Origin of the sequence: Achromobacter mucicolens (genome assembly GCF_029866465.1) — a bacterium.
Classification (GTDB): domain Bacteria; phylum Pseudomonadota; class Gammaproteobacteria; order Burkholderiales; family Burkholderiaceae_B; genus Achromobacter; species Achromobacter mucicolens.
Genome location: NZ_CP123364.1, coordinates 1084629 through 1109072 on the forward strand (window position 1 = coordinate 1084629; position 24444 = coordinate 1109072).

Consider the following 24444-nt stretch of genomic DNA (forward strand, 5'->3'; position numbering starts at 1 on the left):
TTACAGCTCCTTGCGCAGGCGCGGATCGAGGACGTCGCGCAGGCCGTCGCCCACCAGTTGCAGCGACAGCACGGACAGCACGATGGCGATGCCGGGAAAGATCATGATCCAATCGGCCGACCCCATGTACTGCTGGCCCGCGTTGATCATGGTGCCCCAGGTCGGAATGTCGGGCGACACGCCCACGCCCAGGAACGACAGGCCGGCCTCGGCCAGAATGGCGTACGCGAAGATGAAGGTGCCCTGCACCAGGATGGGCGACACCAGGTTGCGCAGCACGTGCACGGTGACGATGCGCCAGGTGGGCACGCCCAGCGCGCGGGCGGCTTCCACGAAGGGCAGTTCGCGGATCACCAGCGTCGAGGCCCGCACGATGCGCGCCAGCCGCGGCGTGTACACGATGCCCAGCGCGATCACCACGTTGACCAGCGACGGGCCCAGCGCGGCCACCAGCGAAATGGCCAGCAAAATATCGGGGAACGCCATCATCGCGTCGATCAGCCGCGACACGAACCTGTCGGCCGTGCGGAAGAACCCCGCGATCAGCCCCAGCGCAATGCCCAGCACGCTGGACAGGATGACGACGGAAAAGCCGACCATCAGCGACAGCCGTCCGCCGTGGATGACGCGGCTGAAAACATCGCGGCCGAAGTCGTCGGTGCCAAACCAGTGCGCGGCGCCGGGCGCCTTCAGGCGGTTCATGATGGACAGCTTGAAGGGATCGTAGGGGCTGATCCACGGCGCCAGCAGCGCGGCGGCCGCCAGCACCACGATCACGATAAGGCTGATCAGCACCGTCTTGCGCGCCACCAGCAGGCGCAGGACCTGCCAGCGGTCCGCGCCGGGATTCATGGAAGTTGCAGTCGTCATGTCGATGGCTCAGTAACGCACGCGGGGGTCGACCACGAGGTACAGCAGGTCGATCAGCAGATTGATCAGCACGTAGATCGCCGCGATGATCAGCAGCGCGCCCTGGATGACCGGATAGTCGCGGCGCAGCACCGCCGACACCACCAGGCTGCCGACACCAGGCAGACCGAACACGGTCTCGGTCACAACCGCGCCGCTGATGAGCAACGCCGTGGTCAAGCCCAGCACCGTCAGAATCGGGATCAACGCGTTGCGCACCGCGTGCTTCAGGATGACCTTGCGTTCCGGCAGGCCCTTGGCCCGCGCCGTGCGCACATAGTCGTCGCGCAGCACGTCCAGCATGCTGGCGCGGATGAAGCGGGTAATCAGGGCCGAATTCACCAGGCCCAGCACGACCGCAGGCAGGATCAGGTGCGACAGGCGCGTGGCCAGCGAGGCGTCCGGGCCGCCATAACCGGCCACCGGCAGCCAGCCCAGCTTCACGGAGAACACCTGCATCAGCAGCAGCCCCAACCAGAAGCTGGGCACGCTGGACGTGAACATCGAGAACGACAGCACCGACTGGTCCAGCGTGGTGCCCCGTTTGACCGCGGAAAGAATGCCGACCGGCAGTGCGATGGCGCTGGCGATCAAGAGCGACATCAGCGTCAGCAGGATCGTCGGCTCGGCGCGGTCGGCCAGCGCCGCCAGCACCGGCTTGTTCATGAAGATGGACTGGCCCAGGTCGCCCTGCAGCAGCTTGCCCAGCCACGACACGTACTGCACCGCCACGGGCTGGTCCAGCCCGAGTTGCGCGCGCAGGGCGGCGATGTCCTGCTGGCTGGCCTGGGGACCGAGCATCACGGCGGCCGGGTCGCCGGGCGTCAGGCGGATGATCACGAACACGATCGTCGCGACGATGAACATCACGGCCACCAGCCCGACCAGCCGATTCAAGAGATAACGCAACACGGTGAAATCCTAGAGGTCATTGCGCGGGCGCGAACGGGTCGCGCGCGGGTGCCTGCGGCGTCGGGCGGCAGCGGCCGCCCGACGGACGTGCGCTTACTTGGACGCCTTCCAGGCGTTCCAGAAGTACGGCCACGGCACGGCCTGCGTGCCTTGCAGCGCGGGCGAGCGCGCGGCCTGGGCGTTGAAGTCGCCGACCTTGATGAAAGGCACTTCGTCGTACACGGCCTGCTGCACGTCGGCCCAGCGCTTCACACGTTCTTCCTGCGAGCCGGCCTGGTTGAAAGCGTCCAGCACCTGGTTGCGGCGCGGCGTGTCCCACCAGCCAGGCGCGTCCTTGGACGGGAAGTCGATTAGCGCCGGTTCAGGCAGGAAGGGGCTGTGCGTGATGAAGATGTCCCAGACGGCCGGATCCTGGCGGCGCTGCGTCAGGGTGGCCCAGTCGACCACCTGCATGTCCACCGTGAAGCCCGCGGCCTTCAGGTATTCGGCGGCCACCAGCGCCATCTTGTAATGGAACTCGTACTGCTGGCTGGTCAGGATGCGGATCTTGCGGTCCTGCACGTTGGCCCCGTCCACCAGCTTCTTGGCCGCCGCGGCGTCGCCCTTGTTGTAGACCTTGCCGCCCAGCGACGTGGCCCACGGATAGCCTTCCGGGTACAGGTCGCCATTGAGCTTGTAGAAGTTCTTGTCGCCGAACGCCGCGAACAGCATGTCCTCTTCGTTCAGGGCAAGCTGCACCGCCTGGCGCACGGCCTGGTTCGACATGATGCCCTGCTTGGTGTTGAGCACCAGGCGCGGCCAGCCGAAGGGCTTGAGCATGACCGGATCGGAGCGGCCGTTCTTCAGCTTGGGCAGCGATTCCACGGGCAGCGAGTCCACGTAGTCGAACTGGCCGGCCACGGCGCTTTCGACGCGGGTGTTGGCATTGCTGACCGGCACGAAGCGGATTTCGTCCAGGTATTGCTTGCGTGCGCCGCCATAGCCGTTGGGCTCGCCTTCGCGCTGCTTGTAGCCCTCGAAGCGGACGAGCTGCACATACTGGTCGGGCACGCGGGCCTTCAACTGATACGGGCCGGTGCCGACAAATTCGGTCAGGGACGGCGCGATCTTGCCCTTGGGCATGATGACCGCGGCGCTGTTGTTCATGGCCAGCAGGGCGGTCAGCGGTGCGTACGGCTGCTTGAGCGTGATGCGGATCGTGTTGGCGTCCGGGGCCTCGATCCCGCTGATGATCTTGGCGGCCATCTTGCCGCGCGTGGCGGTCTCGGTCCAGCGCTTCAGGGACGCCAGCACGTCCGACGAATCCATCTTCGAGCCGTCATGGAACGTGATGCCCTGGCGCAGCGCAATCGTGTAGACCAGCCCGTCCGCCGACACTTCCGGCATCTTGTCGGCCAGGAGCGGCGTCAGGTTCCACTTCGCGTCAAAGGTGTACAGCGTCTCGAAGAAGTGCTGGGTCAGGATGCCCACCAGGTCGGCGGTGCTGGTCATCGGGTCCAGCGTCGGCGGCTCGCCGATGGTGGCGACAGAGATCGTGCCTCCCTTGACCGGCGTGGCACAGAGGGCGGGGGTCGACAAAGCGGTCAAGCCAATTGCGCCGGCCGCGAGCAGGCTCTTCAGCCCACCGCCTCGCCGGGAGGTACGGAAGTTCATGATTCTCTCTCCAGAGGGTCAGAAACAGGTTGTCGCGTAAGTTCGGATGAGCGCCGGGTGCCCGGATCCTGCGGTCCCCTGTGGGCCTGGCGCGGTGCCGCGGGCAGGGGGACTAGAAGAAGGTTTCGGCCACGCCGGTGACGCCGTAGTGCTCGTTCACCAGCAGCACCTGACGCCATTTGTCGAACGTCAGGCAGGGATGCGAAATGTCGAAGGCGATCATGTCGCCCACCTGGATGTCGTCGCCGTCGCCCACCTGCATGAAGGCGTGCTGGTCCATCATGGCCGACAGCTTCCAGTGGGCCGGCGCGGCGCCGGGCTGCACCGAACCGGGCCGGTACAGCCGAGCAGGGGTGGGCAGGCCCGCGTCAAAGGCCGCGTCGCGCTTGCCCATCGCGATGATGGCGCGCCCGGGTTCGGGCAGCGACTGCACGTAGGCCCAGACCTGCAGGGCAGGTTGCAGGCCGGGCTCCATCTGGCGGGCCACGGGGTTCTGCGCGTTGATGCGCTCGGCGGCGCTGCGGTAGATGCCCACGTCGTGCGACAGGTAGCAACCCGGGCGCAACACCACTTCCAGCGGGCTGCCGATGTCCAGTTGCGAGAATTCCTCGGCCACGACGTCGAACCAGGCCGACCCGGCGCCGGAGATGAGGGCGGGCCCGCTCTTGCGCAGCCGGCCCGCGGCGGCCAGGCCCCGCAAGGCGTCGGTGGCGCGGCGCAGGAAGGCGCGGATGGCGCCTTCTTCCTGCAGCACGCCTTCATAGACTTCGATGCCGGCCAGCGCCAGACCAGGCCAGCGGGCGATCTCATCGGCCACGGCCTGCAACTGCGCGTCGTCGCGCACGCCGGTGCGCCCGCCCGCCGGACCCAGTTCGATCAGCACGGGCAGCACCTTGCCCTCGTCGCCGAAGAACTTGCCCAGCTGCGCGGCGTTGGCGGCAGAATCCACGATGCAGAAGAAGGTGAAGGCCGGATCCTCCAGCAGACGGGCGATGATGGCCATGTTGGCGCGGCCCACGAGCTGATTGGCCATCAGCACCCGGCGCACGCCGTGCTGGTACGACGCCAGGACCTGCGGTGCGGTCGCCAGGGTGATGCCCCAGGCGCCGTTGTCGATCTGGCGCTTGAACAGGGCCGGACTCATCGTCGTCTTGCCGTGGGGCGCAAGCTTGACGTGATAGGCCTCCATGAACTGCTGCATCCACTGCAGGTTGTGGCGCATGCGGGCTTCGTACAGCACGGCCACCGGCAGGCTCACGTCTTCGTTCAGCAGGTTCCAGTTCAGCGCCGCCACGTCGGCGGTGGTACAGGATTCGGGAAACGCGCCCAGGCCCTTGCCGTTGACGTCCAGGGGAGCTGCAGGAGAGGAGGAGTTGGTCATGGTGGCGGCCCGGTATGGAAAATATTTACGTCAAATCCAGTTTTTTTCATTATCGTGAAAGAAATTTACAAGCGGGAGCTAGGAGTTTCCCGTACGCCATGGCGCCCGGACGATGGGAAAATAGGTCCATGCCGCGCGCCCCTTGAGGCGCGCCTGTGCTTTGACAAAGGAAATGCCATGCTGAAAGTCGCCCTGGGCCAGTTCGCCGTCAGCCGCGTCTGGGAAGAAAACGCGCAGGTCTGCATCGATCTCATGGAACGCGCCCGCGCCGGCGGGGCCGGCCTCCTGGTTCTGCCCGAAGGCATCCTGGCGCGCGACATCACCGATCCGCAGATCGTGCTCAAGGCCGCGCAGCCGCTGGACGGCCCGTTCATCACGCGCCTGCTGGATGCCAGCCGCGGGTCGGACCTGGCGACCATGATGTGCGTGCATGTGCCGACGGGCGAGGGCCGGGTGTGGAACACGTTGGTCACGATCCGCGACGGCAAGATCCTGTCGCAGTACCGCAAGCTGCATCTGTACGACGCCTTCACCATGAAGGAATCGACCAATGTCACCCCGGGCACGGACATCCCGCCGCTGCTGGACATCGCCGGCCTGCGCGTGGGCCTCATGACCTGCTACGACGTGCGCTTTCCCGAATTGGCTCGCCGGCTGGCGCTGGACGGCGCCGACCTGCTGGTGCTGCCGGCCGCGTGGGTGCGGGGCCCGCTCAAGGAAATGCACTGGGAGGTTCTGGTCACGGCGCGGGCGCTGGAAAACACCTGCTACGTCGCGGCCACGGGCGAATGCGGCGAGCGCAACATCGGTTGCAGCATGGTGGTGGATCCGCTGGGCGTCGTCACGGCGCGCGCGGGCGAAGCGCCCGCGCTGGTCTTCGCCGACATCGACCCGGAGCGCCTCGCCCATGCGCGCAAGGTGTTGCCCGTGCTGGCCAACCGCCGCTTTGCACCGCCCGAACTGGCGTAAGGCGGCCACGCCGCCGGCTGGTGCAACGGCCGGCGGGCGCCAGGGCGCGGGCATGGTGTAATGCAGACTTGAAATCCTTGCTGCACCCCTTCATCTGCTGCCAATGAGCAACGATCTCTTCGCGGCCGATCCCGCGCATCGGCCCTACGTTCCCCTGGCCGAACGCCTGCGTCCCCGCACCCTGTCCGACGTGGTTGGCCAGTCGCATCTGCTGGGACCCGACAAGCCGCTGCGCGTCGCCTTCGACTCCGGCCGTCCGCACTCCATGATCTTCTGGGGGCCGCCCGGCGTGGGCAAGACCACGCTGGCACGCCTGATGGCCGACGGCTTCGACGCGCAGTTCATCGCGATCTCGGCCGTGCTGGGTGGTGTGAAGGACATCCGCGACGCCGTGACGGTGGCGCAGGTCGCGCAAGGTCAGGGCCGGCGAACCATCCTCTTCGTCGACGAAGTCCACCGCTTCAACAAGGCGCAGCAGGACGCCTTCCTGCCGTATGTCGAAAGCGGTCTGTTCACGTTCATCGGCGCGACCACCGAAAACCCGTCGTTCGAGGTCAACTCGGCCTTGCTGTCGCGGGCGCGTGTGTATGTGCTGCAATCGTTGACGGCAGAAGAACTGCAACAGCTCGTTGACCGTGCGGTCGCGGCGCTCAATGAAGGACAGGAACCGGGCGACACCATCCGCATCGAGCCCGACGCGCGCGAGCAGCTGGCCGCGTGGGCCGACGGCGACGCGCGCCGCCTGATCAGCGCGGTGGAAGTCGTGGCCGAGTCGGCGCAGTCCGCCGGACGCGACACGGTGGATGCCGCCTGGCTGGAAATCTCGCTGTCGCAGAACCTGCGGCGCTTCGACAAGGGCGGCGACGCCTTCTACGACCAGATCAGCGCGCTGCACAAGTCGGTGCGCGGCTCGAACCCGGACGCGGCGCTCTACTGGTTCTGCCGCATGATCGACGGCGGTGCCGATCCCAAGTACCTGTCGCGGCGCCTGGTGCGCATGGCGGTGGAAGACATCGGCCTGGCCGACCCCCGCGCGACCGACCTCGCCGTGAACGGCGCCGACATCTACGAGCGACTCGGTTCCCCCGAGGGCGAGCTGGCGCTGGCGCAGGCGGTGGTGTACATGGCGTGCGCCGCCAAGTCCAACGCCGTCTACAACGCCTACAACCAGGCGCGCAAGTTCGCGGCGGAACACGGCAGCGCGCCGGTGCCCATCCACTTGCGCAATGCGCCGACCAAGCTGATGAAACAGCTGGGTCATGGCAAGGCCTACCGCTACGCGCACGACGAGCCGCACGGCTACGCCGCGGGCGAGCAATATTTCCCTGACGGACTCAAGCCTTCCTTCTACCGGCCGACCGATCGCGGCCTGGAGGCTAAAATCCAGCAGAAGCTGGCATTCCTGCGCGAGCTGGACGCACAGGAACGCGCCAAGAACCGGTGACGGGCAATCCCCCGCCGCCTTTTTTGCAACCTCACCGACCTCACCATGCTAGACCCGATACTGCTGCGCAAAGACCTGCAAACCGTCGTAGACCGCCTGAAGACCCGCGGCGTCGCCTTCGACACGGAACGGTTCAACGACCTGGAGTCTCGCCGCAAGGCCGTCCAGACCGAAACCGAGTCCCTGCAAGCCCGCCGCAACGCGCTGGCCAAGCAGATCGGCCAATTGAAGGCCAAGGGCGAGGACGCCAGCGCCGTCATGGCGGAATCGCAGGCCGTGCCCGTGCGCCTGAAGCAGCTCGAGGAAGAGCTGGCCGCCCTGCAGCAGCCGCTCAATGACCTGCTCATGTCGGTGCCGAACCTGCCGCACGCCAGCGTGCCGCTGGGCGAGTCCGCCGAGGACAACGTCGAAGTGCGCCGCTGGCTGCCCGGCCAGGCCGGCGCCGACGGCAACCCGCCCGCGCTGGGCTTTGAGCCGCGCGACCACGTCGCGCTGGGCGAACCGCTGGGCCTGGACTTCGACATGGCCGCCAAGCTGTCGGGCGCGCGCTTTTCGTTCATGCGCGGCCCCATCGCCCGCCTGCACCGTGCGCTGGCCCAGTTCATGCTCGACCTGCAGACCGGCACGCACGGCTATACCGAGTGCTACACCCCGTACATCGTCAACGCCTCGACGCTGTACGGCACCGGCCAGTTGCCCAAGTTCAAGGACGACATGTTTGCGGTCTCCAAGGGTGGCGGCGACGACGATCCCAAGGTCGACGACCAGGGCAAGCCGTATGTGCGCGAAGACCAGTACCTGATTTCCACCTCGGAAATCACGCTGACCAGCGTGGCCAGCGGCACGATCCAGGCCGCCGCCGACCTGCCGCTCAAGCTCACCGCCCACACGCCGTGCTTCCGCTCGGAAGCCGGCAGCGGCGGCCGCGACACGCGCGGCATGATCCGCCAGCACCAGTTCGACAAGGTCGAAATGGTGCAGATCACGCAGCCGGACCACTCGTACGAGGCCCTGGAAGAAATGGTCGGGCACGCCGAGCGCGTGCTGCAATTGCTGAATCTGCCGTACCGCGTCGTGCTGCTATGCACGGGCGACATGGGTTTCGGGTCGTCCAAGACCTATGACCTGGAAGTCTGGCTGCCGGCACAAAATACCTGGCGCGAGATTTCGTCGGTGTCCAACTGCGAAACCTTCCAGGCCCGCCGCATGCAGGCGCGTTTCCGCAATGCCCAGGGCAAGCCGGAATATGTCCACACCCTGAACGGCTCCGGCCTGGCGGTGGGCCGCGCACTGGTCGCCGTGCTGGAAAACCACCAGCAGGAAGACGGCAGCGTGTTGATTCCGGAAGCGCTGCAGCCCTACATGGGCGGTATTACGGTACTAAAACCCTGATATTCGCGCGGCGTCCATCGGCCATTTGGCTGATAAAAAGACGGAGCCTGCGGGCTCCGTTTTTTTTTATCATTGCCGACATATTGCTGTCTTTTTGGAACGTTATCGTGCTCACGTGAGTGCTTGATTTTTGATGTGAGCAAATGTGTATTTGGCATAAAAGGGCCGGATAGTTACGGCACAATACACCGGCGTTCTACACGCTTCATTCACTTATATAACAAGGAGTTGTCCATGACTTCAAGAATGATTGGAGATTTTCGTGTGAGATGCTCTGTGGCAAAGGAAGACGAGCAGGGTTATCGGGTGCAAATATGGACTCGCCGAATCGGCGGAACCGCACCCGAAAAATGCTGGACGGTGCCGGGTCAGGCGCCGTTCACTGATTTGCACGAAGCAGAACAGGAAAGCCGTCATCTGTTCCAGGGCATTAATGGTGTGCGTTTTAACGGTGAACCGGAGTTTGCTCATGCGTCCGCATAATGGTTGGTGGCGGGCGTCCAGTGCGCCGCGCCGCTGGATCGATCTGGTCCAGGAATCGCCGCGTTGGGCCGATGACAAGGCCAAACCGGTTGCGCAACAACCGGCCTCGGTGGTTGCAAAGCCCGTGCAGGCGCCTGCCGCCTGACAGGTTGTCACGGGGCATCGGATATTGCCTCGACAAAAGAAAGGCCACTCGCAGGAGTGGCCTTTGCTTTTGGCGCGAGCGATTATCAATCGCGGTCGTGGCCGCGGCCCCGGTAATACCCGTGACCGTGTTTCGGGCCGTGATAGTGGCCGCGATCGTAGTAGCGACCGCCACGGTAATACACGGGCGCCGGGTATACCACCGGCGGCGGGGGCGCGACGTACACCGGCGCCGGGCGGTAATACACCGGCGGCGGCGGCGCCACGTAGACCGGCTGCGGAGCCACATAGACTGGTGCCGGGTAGACGATTCCAGGAACGCCGATCGAGATGCCAACGTCCACGCGTGCCAAGGCGACACTGGAGATCATCAGCCCCGCGGCGCCAACACCTGCAATAAGCCATTTTTTCATCTTGCACCTGCCCGCTGCGAGACGCAGCAAAGTTGAGTATTCGTTGGCGCTATTTTCGGCGGTTTGCGCCAGCTATACGTAAGCATCCCGGCCGCAATCGCGACAATCCGCAACCGCCCCCGTTTTCAGTGGGCGACGGGTGCTGCACTGCGGCAGCGCGGGTCCGCTCTGGCGAAACGTCGCTTGAAGTCGATTGAAATAGGATGGAATTAACTGAAGCCGAGGGTTGGTGTTACACCTTGACACCAACTCCGGTCAACCGGCTCGCGCGGTGTTGCGCCCGCGCGCCAGCGCATCAGTAATCCGACTTGTCGAAGGGTGTGGTCTGGCGATATTCGACCACCCACACCCAGGGATTGGCCGCCCACGCGTGCGCGCCATAGCGTTCGCACCACATCAGCGCGAACGCCGTTTGCAGCGGCACGCCGGGCAGTAGCGCCGAGCTTTGATAAAGCGCGTGCGTGCCCTCCGCACGCGCATCGGCCTCGGTCAGGTTCTGCAGCCGCTGGATACGTATGCCCACGACGACGGCGCTGGCGAACGGCGCGCCGGCTTCGTCGGCCAGGATGATGGTCTCGCCCGATTTTCCGTAGGGGCACCTGACCCAGCTTGAAGTCTTGCGCATCTCGGACGGGTTATCGGGCGACGGGCCCATGGCCACCCATCTGCCCGAATCGGCGGCGTCCGCGTACCAGATCGTGGTGAACTTGGACGGCTGCGGCTTGAGAATGCGCCGGCTTTGCACCTTTGCCCCATCCAGAATGGCCTGCTTGAGCGGTTCGCTGAACTGAAGTAACTGCCGTTTCATGTGCTAGCTGTATCCCTCGCGATTAACGCTTGCGCGCTTATTGCTGTTATGGCCGGGGCCTGCACGTGCCACCTGCTTGAGACGGACTCAATCTCTGCTTCGGGGAGTATGACGTGTCACGACTTACCTGTCAGGTGGGCGCTGCATATGTGTTGTCTTTTTGAAAATGCCGAGGCGTTGTTTGTATACTCGACGCATGACTACCGACCTCCATAATCTCAAGCCCGGTTACTACTGGTACACCATGGCCAACGACCCGCTGGCCGTCATCCATATCCATGAAGACGGCGGGGCCACGCTGATGGGCACGGACTATCGCATCGGCGCCGAAGGCGTTGCCGACATGGTCCGCCAGGGCGAGCGCTTTTTCTGGATCGAACCGCCCCAAGTCTGACATGGCGGATCTGCTCCTCACGAACGTCCGCACGCCGCAAGGCGAGGGCGTGGACGTTCTGGTGCGCGGCGGCCGCATCCTGCAAATCGGCCCCGGCCTTGAGGCCGATCCCGCCGTGAACGTCGAAGAGGGCGGCGGCGCCTTGCTGCTGCCCGCCTTCGTCGAAGGCCACACCCATCTGGACAAGACGACCTGGGGTTCGGCCTGGTATGTGAACAAGGTCGGCCCGTCCCTGACCGATCGCATCGACAACGAACGCAACTGGCGCGCCGCCACCGGGCACGACGCCGCCAGCCATTCGCATGCGCTGGCGCTGGCGTTCCTGCGCGCGGGCACCACCCGCATCCGCACCCACGTCGATATCGACACCGACGCGGGACTGAAACACCTGGAAGGCGTGCATGACACGCGGCAAGCGCTGGCCGGGCGCGTCGAGATCCAGACGGTGGCGTTTCCGCAGTCTGGCCTCCTGGCGCGCGCCGGTACAGCCGACCTGCTGGACCAGGCGCTTGCCGATGGCGCCGACGTGCTCGGCGGGCTGGACCCGTCCGCCATCGACCGTGATCCCGTGAAATCCCTTGATGTGCTGTTTGGCCTGGCCGACAAGCACGGCAAGCCGGTGGATATCCATCTGCATGAGCCCGGCGAACTGGGCGCCTTTACGCTGGAGCTGATTCTGGACCGCGTCCAGGCACTGGACATGAAAGGCAAGGTCGTCATCAGCCACGCCTTCTGCCTGGGCGCGCTCGACGCCCGCCGTCTGGAGGGCTTGCTGCGGCGGTTGGCGCTGCTGGACGTCGCGCTGCTGACCACCGCGCCGGCGTCTCGTCCGGTGCCCTCGCTACGCGCCTGCCGCGAGGCGGCCGTGACGCTTTTTGGCGGCAATGACGGCATCCGGGACACCTGGACGCCTTACGGCAGCCCCGACATGCTGGAGCGCGCCGCGCTGATCGGGCTGCGCAACGATCTGCGCCGCGACGACGAGATCGAGTGGGCATTCGACTGCGTGACCCGCGCCGCCGCCCGCGCCTGCGGATTTGCGGACTACGGCCTGGCGCCCGGCGCGCGTGCCGATCTGGTGCTGGCCGATGCGGGCTGTATCGCCCAAGCCGTGGTGCAGCGTTCGCCGCGGCGCCTGGTGGTGTCCAGCGGCGTGGTCGTGGCGCGCAACGGCGAAGACGCCATCGCCTAGCGGGTGCGCTGGGCGGCCGTGCCGCCCAGCCCCAGCTGCGATTCGGCCAGTTCCACGAAGGCCCGCATCAATTCCGATCGCACGCCTGACCGCAGCCAGATGGCGCCCACCGTTCGTACCGGACAGGGCTCGGGCAGCGGCCAGCGTTTGACGTGCGCCAGCGGCGCGCCTGTGCTGGCCCAGTCTGGCAGCAGCGCCACGCCCAGCCCCTCGGAAACCAGCTTGGCAATCGATTCGATCCCATCCAGTTCAAAGCGGACCCGGGGGCGCAGGCTGCGCGCGCGCAGGTAGTCGTCCGCCATCTTGCCGCCCACCACGCTGCGGTCATAGCAGATGTACGGTTCCCGGGCGATGACGGCCAGCGGGTCGTCGACCTTCATCTGCGCAGGCGTGACAAGCACCAGCGGTTCGCGGCGCAGGTCGCGCCACGCGCAGGTCTTGGGAATGGGAAACAGGGGATGCACCAGCAGCGCGCCGTCCAGTTCGCCCGACAGCACCTTGCTGTAGAGCAGCGTGGTCGGCGCCGGCTCGATATAGATCTCGATGCCTGGATGCCGCGCCACCCAGGTGCGCAGCACGGGCGGCATGATGCCGGTCAGGGCGGTGGGCGTGGCGCCCAGCCGCAAGGGCCCTGCAGGCAGATCCGTGTCCGACGCGGCCGAGCGCAGGTCGCGCACGTCGCGCAGGATGGCGCGCGCCCGCTCCAGGATGCGCACGCCGGCAGGCGTGGGTTTGACCGTACGGCCCGAGCGTGCGATCAACGCGCTGCCCACGTCGGCTTCCAGCGCGCGCAGCCGTTGCTGCACCGTCGCTGGCGTCAGCCCCTGGTGGCGGGCGGCTTGGGCGATGGAACCCAGTTCCACCACATGCACATACGTCTGCAAAAAGCGTGAGTCCACACCGGCCTGCCTATCGGGAAGATGGTTTTTCCGTATTCTAAAGATGCGTGAAGATAATTGTTGTTTTCTTTGGGCAGGGGAAGAATACGTCCAGGCGATCAGGCAGCGCGCGGCGCGCCGATCGGTCCAGCCGATTTCACTGTCATCAAGGAGCTTGCCCGTGCCCATCATTGAATCCATAGACGTATGCGCCGCGGCGGTGCCTCTGGATAAAGTCACCTCGTTCTCCAACCGCACCGTGTCCACCCGCCACTATGGCCTGGTCAAGGTGCGCTCTACCGATGGCGTCGAAGGCATCGGCTTTTGCTACGTGGGCAGCGCCGGCGGCGCCATTTTCGAGGCCGCCGTCCAGAGCCTGCTGGGACCTGTGCTGCTGGGCAAGGATTCGCATGCGGTCGAAGGCCTGTGGCAGGCGATGTATCAGGAAGCGCTGTTGCAGGGCCGGCAGGGCACGGTGATGCGCGCATTGAGCGCGCTGGACATCGCGTTGTGGGACCTGAATGCCAAGACCGCGGGCCTGCCGCTGCACAAATTCCTGGGCGCGATGGAATTGGAATCGGTGCCGGCGTATGCCAGCGGCGGTTATTACCTGGATGGCAAGACCCCGCAGCACCTGGGCGAGGAGATGGCCAGCTATGTTGCCAAGGGCTTTGGCGCCGTCAAGATGAAGACTGGCCGCCTCTCGCCCCGCGAGGAAGAAGCGCGTCTGAAGGCCGCGCGCGAAGCCGTGGGGCCGGATGTCGAGTTGATGATGGACTGCAATAACGCCTGGCAGGACGTGACGCAGGCCATGCAGTACATCCGCCGTTTCGAGCAATACGAACCGTACTTCATCGAGGAACCGTTCGGCCCGGACGACATCGACAGCCATGCCAAGCTGGCGCGGCTGACGCATCTGCCGATCGCCACGGCCGAAATCGGCTACGGCCGCTGGTATCACAAGGAACTGCTGGACAAGGGCGCGGCCGGCATCCTGCAGACGGACGCGGCGGTCTGCGGCGGCATCACCGAGTGGAAGCGCATCGCGGCCACGGCGGCCAGCTACGGCGTGGTGGTGTGCCCGCACTGGTTCCACGACGTGCATGCGCCGCTGGTCGCGGCCACGCCCAACGCGCGCTATGTCGAATTCTTCTGGGACGACCAGGTGCTGAACTTCCGCAAGCTGGTCGACCGCCAACTGACCCACAAGCAGGGCCGCGTGATCCTGCATCAGGAGCCGGGGCTGGGATTCGGCTTTGACGAGCGCATGGTCGAACGCTTCGGCAAGTGGACGCGCGTCGGCCGCTAGGCCTTTCGCGAGGCGCCGCGCAAAACGTCACATGCAGTGCGCATGCGGCAGCGGCGCCGGTTCACGCAGGTGTCGTTCCGAAGGTCCGCATCCAGGCCGCGCCAGATGGCCGGATGCCACAGAGGCAGGCAGTGTCCACATAACCAGTTGCCGGCCTTTGGACCGGCGCGCGAGGAGACAACAATGCAACGTAGGCAATTCATGACCGGCGCCGCGGCGCTGGGAGCGGCGCTGGTGCTGCCCGCGGTAGCGCGGGCGCAGGAGATGCCGTCCGGTCCGGTGAAGATCGTGGTCGGGTTTCCCGCGGGCGGCGGCACGGATGTGCTGGCCCGTCTGCTGGGGCAGAAGCTGGGCGTGCTGTGGAACATGCCCGTCATCATCGAGAACCGCGCGGGCGCGGCCGGCATCATCGCGGCCGAACAGGTTGCGCGCCAGCCGGGCGACGGCAACACGCTTTTGATGGCGCATGTGAACAGTCACGGCATTGCGCCGGGCCTGCAGCCCAAGCTTGCGTATTCGGTGGACAAGGACTTCACGCCGATCGCTCTGGTCGGCAAGACGCCCACCATCCTGATCGGGGGCGCCGGGCAACCGGCCAAGACGTTGCCCGACCTCGTCGCGCTGTGCCGCGCGCAGCCGGGCAAGATCGTGTTCGGCTCAGCAGGCAGCGGATCGGCCCAGCACCTGGCCCTGGAAATCTTCAAGGCACGCGCCGGCATTGACGTGCTGCACGTGCCCTACAAGGGATCGGCGCCGCTGATGAACGATCTGCTGGGTGGCCACGTGCAGTATTGCTTCGAAGGCATGACGACGGCCACGCCGTTGATTCAGTCCGGCAAGGTCATCGCGCTGGCGCAGACGCTGCAAAAGCGCTCCAAGAGCCAACCCAATGTGCCGACGGTCGCGGAGCAGGGCTACCCGGGCTTCGAGGCCAGCATCTGGTTCGGCATGGTCGGGCCGGGCGGCATGCCCGCCGCCATGGTCCAGCGCATGAGCCGCGACATCGACCAGGTGCTGGCGATGCCCGACGTGCAGGAAAAGCTGGCGCAGGTGGGCGCGGAAGACGGCGGCGGGGGCGTGCAGCGCTTTGCCGAATTCATGAAGAGCGAGCAGCAGAAGTACGCGAAGACGATCCAGGACGCGAAGATCGTGGCTGAGGGATAAAGCCAGACACCACGTAACTCAGATGGCTGCCGCCTCCGGATCCACCCAGCCCGCCGTCGCCGAGATCGAGCGGGCTTTTTCGCTGAGCAGGCGCGCGGTGGCCGATTCCAGGTCGTCATCCACGGCGCCCACCGGCCCCATCAGCGTGATGGCCGCCTTCATTTCGCCCAGCATGTCGAAGATGGGCGCCGACAGCGACGTGAAGTGCGGAAGCAGCGCGTGGCGGCAACGGCTGATGTGGTGCTTGCGGACCTCGTCGCGAATGGCCTGCACATCCGCCATCGTGTAGGCGTTGCCGGCGGTACCGCCGTGGCTTTCCGGCACGGACGAGGCCATCTCCTGTTCCAGCAGCTCGCGGGTCAGCGCATCCGGCAGGTGCGCCAGGAAATTGCGGCCCAGCGCGGATGACAGCAGCGGCATCACCGTGCCGACGCGCAATTCCAGGAGGGGCCGGCTGCGGCTGCCCTCGACGCGGTACACGATCGTGGGCCCCTTGTTGCCCCACACCCCCAAGAACACGGTATGGCCGGTGGCCGCGGCCACCTCCGCCATGATCGGGCGCGCCGTGGTGAACACGTCGAACTGTTCCAGGGCGGCCAGCCCCAGCCGTAGCGCGTACGGACCGAGCCCGTAATGGCCGGTGTCGGCGTGCTGCTGCACCACGCCCACCTTCTGGAAGCTCACCAGGTAATAGTGGACATTGGGAACGGTCAGCGCACAGGCATCCGCGATTTCCTTGAGCGGCATCGGGCGGCCGGTCTTGCGGATGACGTCCAGGATCCGGAATCCCACTTCGATCGACTGGATGCCCCTGCGCGCCGTGGCAGGCGCCTGTTCCGAATTCTTCTCAGCCTTGCCGGCGGGCCTTGCCATTGCTGCCTCCACTGTGTGCGTGGCGGCAGTGTAGCAGCGGCCTTTTTTGCCGCTTGGACCGCCGCGCCGGGTTTCCCCTAGCTTTTGCCGGCGACGTCTTAGCTTTGATAATAGTTAATGCATACAGCAGTATCAATCTAAAACATCAGGGGAAAGCAAGCATGGAAGCGAATGTCGCAATGCCCGGGATCGACGCCGGGCCGACGCTGAGCCGCAAGGAAGAACGCCAGGTCGTGGTGGCCTCCACACTGGGAACGTTGTTCGAGTGGTACGACTTTTTCATCTACGGGACGCTGGCCGTCTTCATGAGCCAGGTCCTGTTCCCGCAGGACAACCCGACTGTCGCGCTGCTGGCCGCCCTGGGCGCGCTGGCCGTGGGCTTCATCATCCGGCCGCTGGGCGCGGTGATGTTCGGCTACCTGGGCGACAAGCTGGGCCGCAAGTACACCTTCCTGATCACCGTCGTCATGATGGGCGGCGCAACCGTGCTGATCGGCTGCCTGCCCACCTACGAAACCGCGGGGCACCTGTCCTGGATCCTGCTGCTGACGCTGCGGGTGGTGCAGGGGCTGGCCGTGGGCGGAGAATACGGCGGCGCGGTGATCTACGTCGCGGAACATTGCGAGCCGCGGCGCCGGGGCCTCTTGACCGGCTGGATCCAGATCACCTCGTCGGCGGGGCTGATCCTGTCGCTGGTCGTGATCCTGTGCGTCCAGGCCTCGATGAGCGCCGAGGACTTTCGCCAGTGGGGATGGCGTTTGCCGTTCATCCTGTCGATCGTGATGCTGGCCATCTCGATCTACGTCCGCGCCAAGCTGCACGAATCGCCGGTCTTCACGCGCATGAAGCAGCAGAACCGCCTGTCCAAGAACCCGGTCAAGGAAACGTTCGGCCAATGGCCCAGCCTGCGGCTCGTGCTGCTGGCGCTGATCGGCGTCACGGCGGGCCAGGGCGCCACGTACTTCACCGGCCAGTTCTACGTCATGATCTTCCTGCAGCAGGCCGTGCAGCTTGATCAGACCACCGTCTACACGCTGATCCTGATCGGCTTCATCATCGGCGCGCCGACCTTCGTGCTGTTCGGCTGGCTGTCGGACAAGGTGGGCCGCAAGTGGATCATGATGGCGGGCCTGTTCATCGGCGCGGTGGGCTACCACGCCATGTTCAACGTCCTGCTCAACGCCGGCAATCCGGCGCTGGCGCAGGCGATGCAGACGACGCCCGTCCGCGTGCATGCCGACACCACCGGCGGCGCCTGCGATTTTGGGCTGCAGGCCGCCATGATCGGCAGCCACGCCGACCACAAGAAGGTATGCGTGCAGGCCAAGAAATTCCTGGTCGGCAAGGGCATCAACTTCGAATACGCTGCGCCGATTCCGGGACAGGAGATCGCGATGAGCGTGGGCGGCGCCACCGTCAACGGCTTTGACCGCGCGGCGTACGCCAAGGCGCTGACCGCAGCCGGCTATCCGGAAAAGGCCGATCCGGCGCGGATCGACCGCGCCACCATCATCCTGATCCTGGTGCTCATGACCGCCGTCGTCGCCATGGTCTATGGTCCGGTCGCGTCCTATCTGGTGGAATTGTTCCCCGCGCGCATCCGGTACACGGCGCTGTCCTTTCCGTATCACATCGGCGCCGGCATATTTGGCGGTATCGTGCCCTTTACCGCCACCTACCTGGCGCAGGCCAGCGGCAATATCTTCGGCGGCCTGATGTACCCGGTGACGGTGATGGTGATCGTGGGCGTGATCGGCAGCTTGCTGCTGCCCAACACGCGTGCGAAGGCCATCGACGAAGACCCGGCCCACTAACAACAACGCGACAAGGAAGCGAGCAGAGACATGTCCGTGCAAACCACCTTCAAGGCCGCCGTCATCCAGGCGGCGTCCATTCCGACCGACAGCATGGCCTGCGCCCAGAAGGCGGCCGGGCTCGTCCGGCAGGCAGCCGAGCAGGGCGCCCGCGTGCAGGTGTTTCCCGAGGCCTTCCTGGGCGGATATCCCAAGGGCAACTCCTTCGGCGCGCCCATCGGCATACGCAAACCGGAGGGCCGCGACGCGTTCGCCCAATACCATCGGCAGGCCATCCGCCTGGACGGCGAAGAGGTCGCGCTGGTGGCGCAGGCCGCGGCCGATACCGACAGCTTCGTGGTCATGGGCTGCATCGAGGCCGACGGCGGCACGCTGTATTGCACCGTGCTGTACTTCAATGGCCAGGCCGGCCTGGCGGGCAAGCACCGCAAACTGATGCCCACCGCGGGCGAGCGGCTGATCTGGGGCTTTGGCGACGGGTCCACCCTACCCGTCATCGACACGCCCTACGGCAAGATCGGCGCGGTGATCTGCTGGGAGAACTACATGCCCATGCTGCGCATGTACATGTACAGCCAGGGCGTGGCGCTGTACTGCGCGCCCACCGCGGACGACCGCGACACCTGGGTGCCCAGCATGCGCCACATTGCGCTGGAAGGCCGCTGTTACGTGCTGACGGCGTGCCAGCACCTGCGCCGCAGCGCGTATCCCGAAGACTTCGAATGCGCCCTGGGTGATGCGCCGGACACGGTGCTGATGCGCGGCGGTAGCGCCATCATCGGCCCGCTCGGCGAGGTGCTGGCCGGCCCGGATTTCTCGGAAGAGACCATCCTGTACGCCGACATCGAGCCCAACCAGATCCTGCGCGGCAAATACGACTTCGACGTGTCCGGACACTACGCCCGCCCCGACGTCTTCCAGCTGCAGGTGGACACCCGCGAGAAGCGCGCGGTGTCGGCGACCGGCCCCGCCGCGCCGCAGCAGGAGGCTTGATCGATGGAGTTCGATTTCAGCGCCTTGCCGGCGCAGACGGTCTACAACATCCTCACCTCGACCGTCACGCCGCGTCCGATCGCCTGGGTCACCACCGTGTCGGGCAAAGGCGTGGTCAACGCGGCGCCCTTCAGTTTCTTCAACGTGATGGGGCATCAGCCGCCGACGGTCGCGATCGGCCTGATGCGCCATCCCGATGGCGATTTCAAGGACACGGGCGCCAACATCATCGAGAACGGCGAGTTCGTGGTGAATCTGGTGCCGGAGTCGCTGGTCCGCGAAATGAACCAGACCTGCGCCGATTACCCGGCCGACGTGGACGAGATGGCCGCGGCCGGCCTGACGGCGCTCGCGTCCACGCATGTCCGGCCGCCCCGCATCCAGGGCAGCCCGGTGGCGCTGGAATGCGTCAGCCAGGCAACGGTCGTGACCGGCCCGCGCCAGATCGTCGTCATCGGCCGCGTCCTGGGCGCGCACGTCGAGGACGCCTATGTGCGCGACGCCGAGCGCGGCCACGTGGACACGCCGGCGCTCGGGCTGATTGCCCGCATGCACGGCGGCGGCTGGTACGCGCGCAGCACGGACACCTTCCAGCTTGCGCGGCCGACAACGCCGGATTGATCTGACCACGGCCTTCGGGCCGTTTTTTTTGCGCAAAAGTAAGACATCCAACCGGACGCCAACAGCACACCGAATCACAACACCCCGCCAGCGCGCAGCGCACACCGCGACGACGCCCCTCTGCCCGAATGCCGATTGCCGCCGCGGCGGGCGACTTACGAAGCCTGCAGCAAAACCCGCCTGGTCCTCTCCCGTGCGTTTGCGGCCGGAAAGCGGCTTTTTTACAACGCCGCCGGCGATTTGGCGCAATGCGTCGAGGTTGCGTCAATAACGCCTTCATTTCCCCCGATGCCCCCCAAATCCGGACTGCTAGCATCCGTTCGACCGTCGCGAGAACCCTCGACAATTCGACCTCTCCGCCGGCAATTCTCAGACACAACGGACACCATTATTGGGGGCGGATAACCAGGGGCTTGCGAGCATCTGGCCTGTTTTGGAGGCGGCGCAATTCCGCCGCCGAGGCATCCGCCCGAGCCCGCATTCACACTTGCCCTGGAAGCCGCCGGAGGCAGTATGAAAAACATGAAGCTTGGAACCCGCCTGGCGGGTGGTTTCGCCATCTTGCTGGCCATGATCATGGTCATGTGCGTCGTCGGGCTGGTCAGCCTGGCCAACATCAACGATTCGGTCGACACGCTGACGCAACGTTCACTGACCAAGGAGCGCCTGATCAACGACTGGGCGCGCAACATCCAGACCGGGGTCACCCGGACCACCGCGATCGCCAAGAGCGCCGACGCCAGTCTGGCGGGCTTTTTCACCGAGGAAGCGGCGGCCTCGACCCGCAACTCGTCGGCCTTGCAGCAGAAGATCGAGCCGCTGATCGAGACCGACGAGGAAAAGGCGCTGTGGCAGGGAATCGGCAAGGCGCGGGCGGACTACCTGCGCACCCGCGACGGCATCTTCAAGGCCAAGCAGGAAGGCAACGTGGAGGCCGCCAACAAGATCTTCACGCAGGAGTTCCTGCCCGCGACGCGTCAGTTCATCGACAACATCAATCGCCTGTCCGCGCTGCAACGCGCCGACATCGATGCGCGGGCCGTGGAGATCGAAGCGTCCTACGGCAACGCGAACCTGTGGATGATCGTGATCGGCTCCATCGCGGTGGTGTGCGGTCTCTTGATGTCCGTGCTGCTCACGCGCAGCATCACCCGTCCGCTGTCCGACGCCGTGCGCGTGGCGCGCACCGTCGCCGCCAACGACCTGACCAGCGCGATCGTCGTGCGATCCCGTGACGAGATCGGCCAGTTGATGATGGCGCTGGAGTCCATGAACGCCAACCTGGCCGCCACGGTCGCCCGCATCCGGACCGGTGTGGACAGCATCGCGTCCGCGTCCGGCGAAATCGCGGCAGGCAATACCGATCTGTCTTCCCGCACCGAACAGCAGGCCGCTTCGCTGGAAGAAACGGCCGCGTCTATGGAACAGCTGTCCTCCACGGTCAAGCAGAACGCCGATAGCGCCAAGCAGGCCAACCAGCTTGCCGCGGCGGCCTCGGAAACCGCATCGCGCGGCGGCGCCACCGTGTCCGAAGTCGTCAGCACCATGAACGCGATCTCCGCCAGCTCGGTGAAGATCTCGGACATCGTGTCGGTGATCGACGGCATTGCATTCCAGACCAACATCCTGGCCCTGAACGCCGCCGTGGAAGCCGCGCGGGCTGGCGAGCAGGGCAAGGGCTTCGCGGTCGTGGCCGCCGAGGTGCGGACGCTGGCGCAGCGCAGCGCCCAGGCCGCCAAGGAGATCAAGGTGCTGATCGAAGACACCGTCCAGAAGATCGGCCAGGGCTCGGGCAGCGCCGAACGCGCCGGGGCGACCATGCAGGAGATCGTCAGTTCCGTGCAACGCGTGACCGACATCATGGGCGAAATCGCCGCGGCCTCGGCCGAACAGGCTGACGGCATCGAGCAGGTCAACCGCGCCGTGGCGCAGATGGACGAGGTGACCCAGCAGAATGCCGCCCTGGTCGAAGAGGCCGCCGCGGCGGCGGGATCGATGCAGGATCAGTCGGCAGATTTGACGCGGGCGGTGAGCGCGTTCAGGTTGCCGGGCGGGGCGGAGCGGGTGTTGGCGGTTGAGGCGGTGTCGTCCGTCCACGCTGGCGAAACGCCGGCGCCGCGGCGGCTGGCTGCTTATTGAAAAGCCCACACCGATAAGCCCACACCAAAGACAGCACAAAGAAAAAAGCCCCTGATTTCTCAGGGGCTTCATTCTTTAATACTTGGCGGAGAGGGTGGGATTCGAACCCACGGTACGGGGATACCGTACGCCTGATTTCGAGTCAGGTACATTCGACCACTCTGCCACCTCTCCGTGGCTGGGTTCCGCAGCGGTGAAGTTTCGGTTTAACAAGACTTCACTAAAGATCCCTGGTCGGAAGGATCTTCGTTGTCGGAGCAGCGAAGCCCGCAATTCTACAGGATTTTTTTCTTTTGTGTAAAGGGGCGGATAAAAGGAAGGGTAAAAGGACCACAACGGGTTTCATCCGGCTTTCAGCCGGGGCAATCTTTGGCCAGAATTCTTCCCATTCCGCCCTCTGGCCATCCCATGGACCTCATCCTCATCCTGCTGCTCGCCGCGGTGCTGTGCGTGCCCGTCACACAAATGCTGGGTCTGGGCGCCATTCCCGGCTATCTGATCGCAGGCATCCTGGTCGGCCCATCGTGCTTCAAGCTGGTCACCAATGTGGACACGATGATCGGCGTCTCGCAGTGGGGCGTCGTGATGATGCTGTTCATCATCGGGCTGGAGCTGTCGCCCAAGCGCCTGTGGGCGATGCGCAACGAAGTCTTTGTCCTGGGTTCGCTGCAGATGCTGGTGTGCGGCCTGCTGCTGGGCGTGGTGTTCGGCGCGGCCCTGCGGCATCTGGCCGGCATGGAATGGCAGGCAGCTGTGCTGTGCGGCCTGTCGCTGGCGCTGTCGTCCACGGCGGTGGCGCTGCGGCTGCTCGACGAGCGCCAGTTGACCCGCGCGCCGCTGGGGCGCTCGGCGCTGGGGGTGCTGCTGTTTCAGGACATGGCCGCAATTCCGATGCTGGTGGCTGCCGGCCTCTTGGGTTCGGATGGCACGTCGGCTCCCTCCTTCAAGGAAGCCCTGGTCGCCGTGGCGGTGGTGGCGCTGGCCTACCGGCTGCGTCTCCTGGGCTGGGCAGCCAAGGCGGAATTGAACGAACTGTTTACCGCCGCCGCGCTGCTGATGGTGGTGGGCGCCGCCCAGTTGTTCGACTATGCGGGCCTGTCGGCCGGCCTGGGCGGATTCCTGGTGGGCGTGCTGATGGCCGAATCGCGCTACCGGCACGAACTCGAAAAGGCGATCGACCCGTTCAAGGGATTGCTGCTGGGCCTGTTCTTCGTGGCCATCGGCATGTCCATCAACTTGAAGGTGGTGGCCCATCACTGGATGTTCATCTGCGCCGGCGTGCTGGCCCTGCTGGCGGTCAAGGCCGTCATCCTTTACGGCTTTGCCCGCTTTCTGGGGTTGCCTCGTTATCACCGCCTGCTGTTTGCGCTGGTGCTGGCCCAGGGCGGCGAGTTCAGCTTCGCCATCTTCAACGAAGCGTGGGACAACCATCTTGTGAACCTGGAGCAGCGCGACGTGTTGTCGGTGATCGTCGCCGTGTCGATGGGCGTGGTGCCGGTGCTGATCAAGGTGCTGGAGCGCGTGCCGGAGAAATATGGCGGCATGGCGGACCTGCCCGTGATGGAAACCCCGCCGGTCTCGGACACCGCGCAGCCCGTCGAGGCGTCGCGGTCCGCGCCGGCGGACAAGCCGCCGGCCGCTTGACCCTGCGGCGGGTGAGGGCATGGCATGATTTGTGCCTTGCCGGGCAGCTACACTTGTAGCCCTGTTCGTTTGCCCCCTTTTCGTTTTCCTCACTTATGCGCCCGCTCACAGGAGAAAGCTCATGCTCAAAGGAAAAGTAGCGCTTGTCACCGGTTCCACCAGCGGCATCGGCCTGGGTATCGCCACGGCCTTCGCCCAGCAGGGTGCGGACATCGTCCTGAACGGCTTCGGCGACGCGGCCGACATTGAAAAGCTGCGTTCGGAACTGGCCAGCAAGCATGGCGTGAAGGTCATCTACGACGGCGCGGATCTGTCCAAGGGAGCGGCCGTGCGCGAGCTGGTCGAGAACACCGTGCGCCAGTTGGGCCGCATCGACATCCTGGTCAATAACGCCGGCATCCAGCACACGGCGCTGATCGAAGATTTCCCGACCGAAAAGTGGGACGCCATTCTGGCGCTGAATCTGTCCGCCGTCTTCCACGGCACCGCCGCCGCCTTGCCGCACATGAAGAAGCAAGGCTCGGGCCGCATCATCAATATCGCGTCGGCGCACGGTCTGGTGGCCTCGGCCAGCAAGTCGGCCTATGTCGCGGCCAAGCACGGCGTGGTGGGATTCACCAAGGTCACGGCGCTGGAAACGGCCGGGCAGGGCATCACCGCCAACGCGATCTGCCCGGGCTGGGTGCGCACCCCGCTCGTCGAAAAGCAGATCACCGCGCTGGCCGAAAAGAATGGCGTCGACCAGGAAGCCGCTGCCCGCGAATTGCTCAGCGAAAAGCAGCCGTCCCTGCAATTCGTGACGCCGGAACAACTGGGCGGCACCGCCGTGTTCCTGGCCTCGGATGCCGCCGCGCAAATCACCGGCACGACCGTCTCCGTCGATGGCGGCTGGACGGCGCGCTAAATCAAGGAAAT

Annotated in this window: 23 protein-coding genes and 1 tRNA gene; 15 read left to right on the top strand and 9 right to left on the bottom strand. The window is 65.5% G+C overall.

Translation table 11 applies throughout. The features are described 5' to 3' along the window. The 4 genes from QEP15_RS04895 to QEP15_RS04910 all read right to left on the bottom strand — a co-directional run bounded on the left by QEP15_RS04895 (position 1) and on the right by QEP15_RS04910 (position 4855). Positions 1-870, bottom strand: coding sequence for an ABC transporter permease (locus QEP15_RS04895; protein WP_280148523.1), 870 nt, complete (start codon positions 868-870; stop codon positions 1-3). 9 nt (positions 871-879) lie between these two features. Next, positions 880-1821, bottom strand: coding sequence for an ABC transporter permease (locus tag QEP15_RS04900; RefSeq protein WP_056321384.1), 942 nt, complete (start codon positions 1819-1821; stop codon positions 880-882). 93 nt (positions 1822-1914) lie between these two features. Then, the gene (locus QEP15_RS04905; RefSeq protein ID WP_082586259.1) at positions 1915-3474 is read right to left on the bottom strand and encodes an ABC transporter substrate-binding protein; all 1560 of its coding nucleotides are present in this window, start codon (positions 3472-3474) and stop codon (positions 1915-1917) included. A 112-nt stretch (positions 3475-3586) separates the two neighbouring features. Continuing rightward, positions 3587-4855, bottom strand: a complete 1269-nt coding sequence (locus QEP15_RS04910) for an amino acid deaminase (protein WP_152383594.1) — start codon at positions 4853-4855, stop codon at positions 3587-3589. 177 nt (positions 4856-5032) lie between these two features. On the opposite strand from QEP15_RS04910, the gene QEP15_RS04915 reads away from it, so the two are divergent. The 5 genes from QEP15_RS04915 (at position 5033) to QEP15_RS04935 (ending at position 9288) form a co-directional block, all read left to right on the top strand. Continuing rightward, positions 5033-5824: a deaminated glutathione amidase gene (locus tag QEP15_RS04915; protein ID WP_108006575.1), complete on the top strand. Its 792-nt coding sequence runs from the start codon at positions 5033-5035 to the stop codon at positions 5822-5824. Positions 5825-5927: 103 nt separating this feature from the next. Next, a complete protein-coding gene (locus tag QEP15_RS04920; protein ID WP_152383596.1) occupies positions 5928-7268 on the top strand; it encodes a replication-associated recombination protein A in 1341 nt (446 codons plus the stop codon). 45 nt (positions 7269-7313) lie between these two features. Beyond that, positions 7314-8660, top strand: a complete 1347-nt coding sequence (serS, locus tag QEP15_RS04925; RefSeq protein WP_280148524.1) for a serine--tRNA ligase — start codon at positions 7314-7316, stop codon at positions 8658-8660. Positions 8661-8894: 234 nt separating this feature from the next. Then, a complete protein-coding gene (locus QEP15_RS04930) occupies positions 8895-9143 on the top strand; it encodes a hypothetical protein (protein WP_081100999.1) in 249 nt (82 codons plus the stop codon). Beyond that, entirely contained in the window at positions 9130-9288 is a 159-nt protein-coding gene (locus QEP15_RS04935) for a hypothetical protein (protein WP_155721871.1), read from the top strand. Before QEP15_RS04930 ends, QEP15_RS04935 begins: the two co-directional genes overlap by 14 nt. A gap of 85 nt (positions 9289-9373) precedes the next feature. On the opposite strand, the gene QEP15_RS04940 is transcribed toward QEP15_RS04935, so the two are convergent. Both QEP15_RS04940 and QEP15_RS04945 read right to left on the bottom strand, forming a co-directional pair. Further along, positions 9374-9700, bottom strand: a complete 327-nt coding sequence (locus QEP15_RS04940) for a virulence factor (protein ID WP_056321394.1) — start codon at positions 9698-9700, stop codon at positions 9374-9376. 295 nt (positions 9701-9995) lie between these two features. Next, a complete protein-coding gene (locus tag QEP15_RS04945; protein WP_152383597.1) occupies positions 9996-10508 on the bottom strand; it encodes an ASCH domain-containing protein in 513 nt (170 codons plus the stop codon). Between the two features lie 196 nt (positions 10509-10704). Between QEP15_RS04945 and QEP15_RS04950 the strand changes: the two genes are divergently transcribed. Beyond that, positions 10705-10902: a hypothetical protein gene (locus tag QEP15_RS04950; RefSeq protein WP_056568607.1), complete on the top strand. Its 198-nt coding sequence runs from the start codon at positions 10705-10707 to the stop codon at positions 10900-10902. Between the two features lies 1 nt (position 10903). Beyond that, a complete protein-coding gene (locus QEP15_RS04955; RefSeq protein ID WP_152383598.1) occupies positions 10904-12094 on the top strand; it encodes an amidohydrolase family protein in 1191 nt (396 codons plus the stop codon). Here QEP15_RS04955 and QEP15_RS04960 read toward each other — a convergent pair. Then, positions 12091-12993 carry a LysR family transcriptional regulator gene (locus tag QEP15_RS04960; RefSeq protein WP_056321404.1) on the bottom strand — a complete coding sequence of 301 codons (903 nt, stop codon included), beginning with the start codon at positions 12991-12993 and terminating at the stop codon, positions 12091-12093. The genes QEP15_RS04955 and QEP15_RS04960 overlap by 4 nt on opposite strands. 160 nt (positions 12994-13153) lie before the next feature. Between QEP15_RS04960 and QEP15_RS04965 the strand changes: the two genes are divergently transcribed. After that, on the top strand, positions 13154-14281 hold the full coding sequence (locus QEP15_RS04965; protein ID WP_062840413.1) for a mandelate racemase/muconate lactonizing enzyme family protein: 1128 nt from the start codon (positions 13154-13156) through the stop codon (positions 14279-14281). Positions 14282-14464: 183 nt separating this feature from the next. After that, positions 14465-15445, top strand: a complete 981-nt coding sequence (locus QEP15_RS04970; RefSeq protein WP_056321409.1) for a Bug family tripartite tricarboxylate transporter substrate binding protein — start codon at positions 14465-14467, stop codon at positions 15443-15445. Positions 15446-15463: 18 nt separating this feature from the next. Here QEP15_RS04970 and QEP15_RS04975 read toward each other — a convergent pair whose 3' ends face one another. Continuing rightward, a complete protein-coding gene (locus QEP15_RS04975; RefSeq protein ID WP_062840415.1) occupies positions 15464-16318 on the bottom strand; it encodes an IclR family transcriptional regulator in 855 nt (284 codons plus the stop codon). Between the two features lie 161 nt (positions 16319-16479). On the opposite strand from QEP15_RS04975, the gene QEP15_RS04980 reads away from it, so the two are divergent. The 4 genes from QEP15_RS04980 (at position 16480) to QEP15_RS04995 (ending at position 21885) form a co-directional block, all read left to right on the top strand. Further along, on the top strand, positions 16480-18132 hold the full coding sequence (locus QEP15_RS04980; protein ID WP_280148525.1) for an MFS transporter: 1653 nt from the start codon (positions 16480-16482) through the stop codon (positions 18130-18132). A gap of 30 nt (positions 18133-18162) precedes the next feature. Next, the gene (locus QEP15_RS04985) at positions 18163-19125 is read left to right on the top strand and encodes a carbon-nitrogen hydrolase family protein (protein ID WP_280148526.1); all 963 of its coding nucleotides are present in this window, start codon (positions 18163-18165) and stop codon (positions 19123-19125) included. A gap of 3 nt (positions 19126-19128) precedes the next feature. After that, positions 19129-19746: a flavin reductase family protein gene (locus tag QEP15_RS04990; RefSeq protein WP_056321417.1), complete on the top strand. Its 618-nt coding sequence runs from the start codon at positions 19129-19131 to the stop codon at positions 19744-19746. A gap of 522 nt (positions 19747-20268) precedes the next feature. After that, positions 20269-21885, top strand: a complete 1617-nt coding sequence (locus QEP15_RS04995; RefSeq protein ID WP_280148527.1) for a methyl-accepting chemotaxis protein — start codon at positions 20269-20271, stop codon at positions 21883-21885. Between the two features lie 83 nt (positions 21886-21968). On the opposite strand, the gene QEP15_RS05000 is transcribed toward QEP15_RS04995, so the two are convergent. Further along, positions 21969-22059: transfer RNA gene (locus tag QEP15_RS05000), tRNA-Ser, on the bottom strand. 234 nt (positions 22060-22293) lie between these two features. Here QEP15_RS05000 and QEP15_RS05005 point away from each other — a divergent pair. Both QEP15_RS05005 and QEP15_RS05010 read left to right on the top strand, forming a co-directional pair. Beyond that, positions 22294-23529, top strand: coding sequence for a cation:proton antiporter domain-containing protein (locus tag QEP15_RS05005; RefSeq protein WP_280148528.1), 1236 nt, complete (start codon positions 22294-22296; stop codon positions 23527-23529). A gap of 121 nt (positions 23530-23650) precedes the next feature. Further along, positions 23651-24433, top strand: coding sequence for a 3-hydroxybutyrate dehydrogenase (locus QEP15_RS05010; RefSeq protein WP_152383603.1), 783 nt, complete (start codon positions 23651-23653; stop codon positions 24431-24433). Positions 24434-24444: the final 11 nt, after the last annotated feature.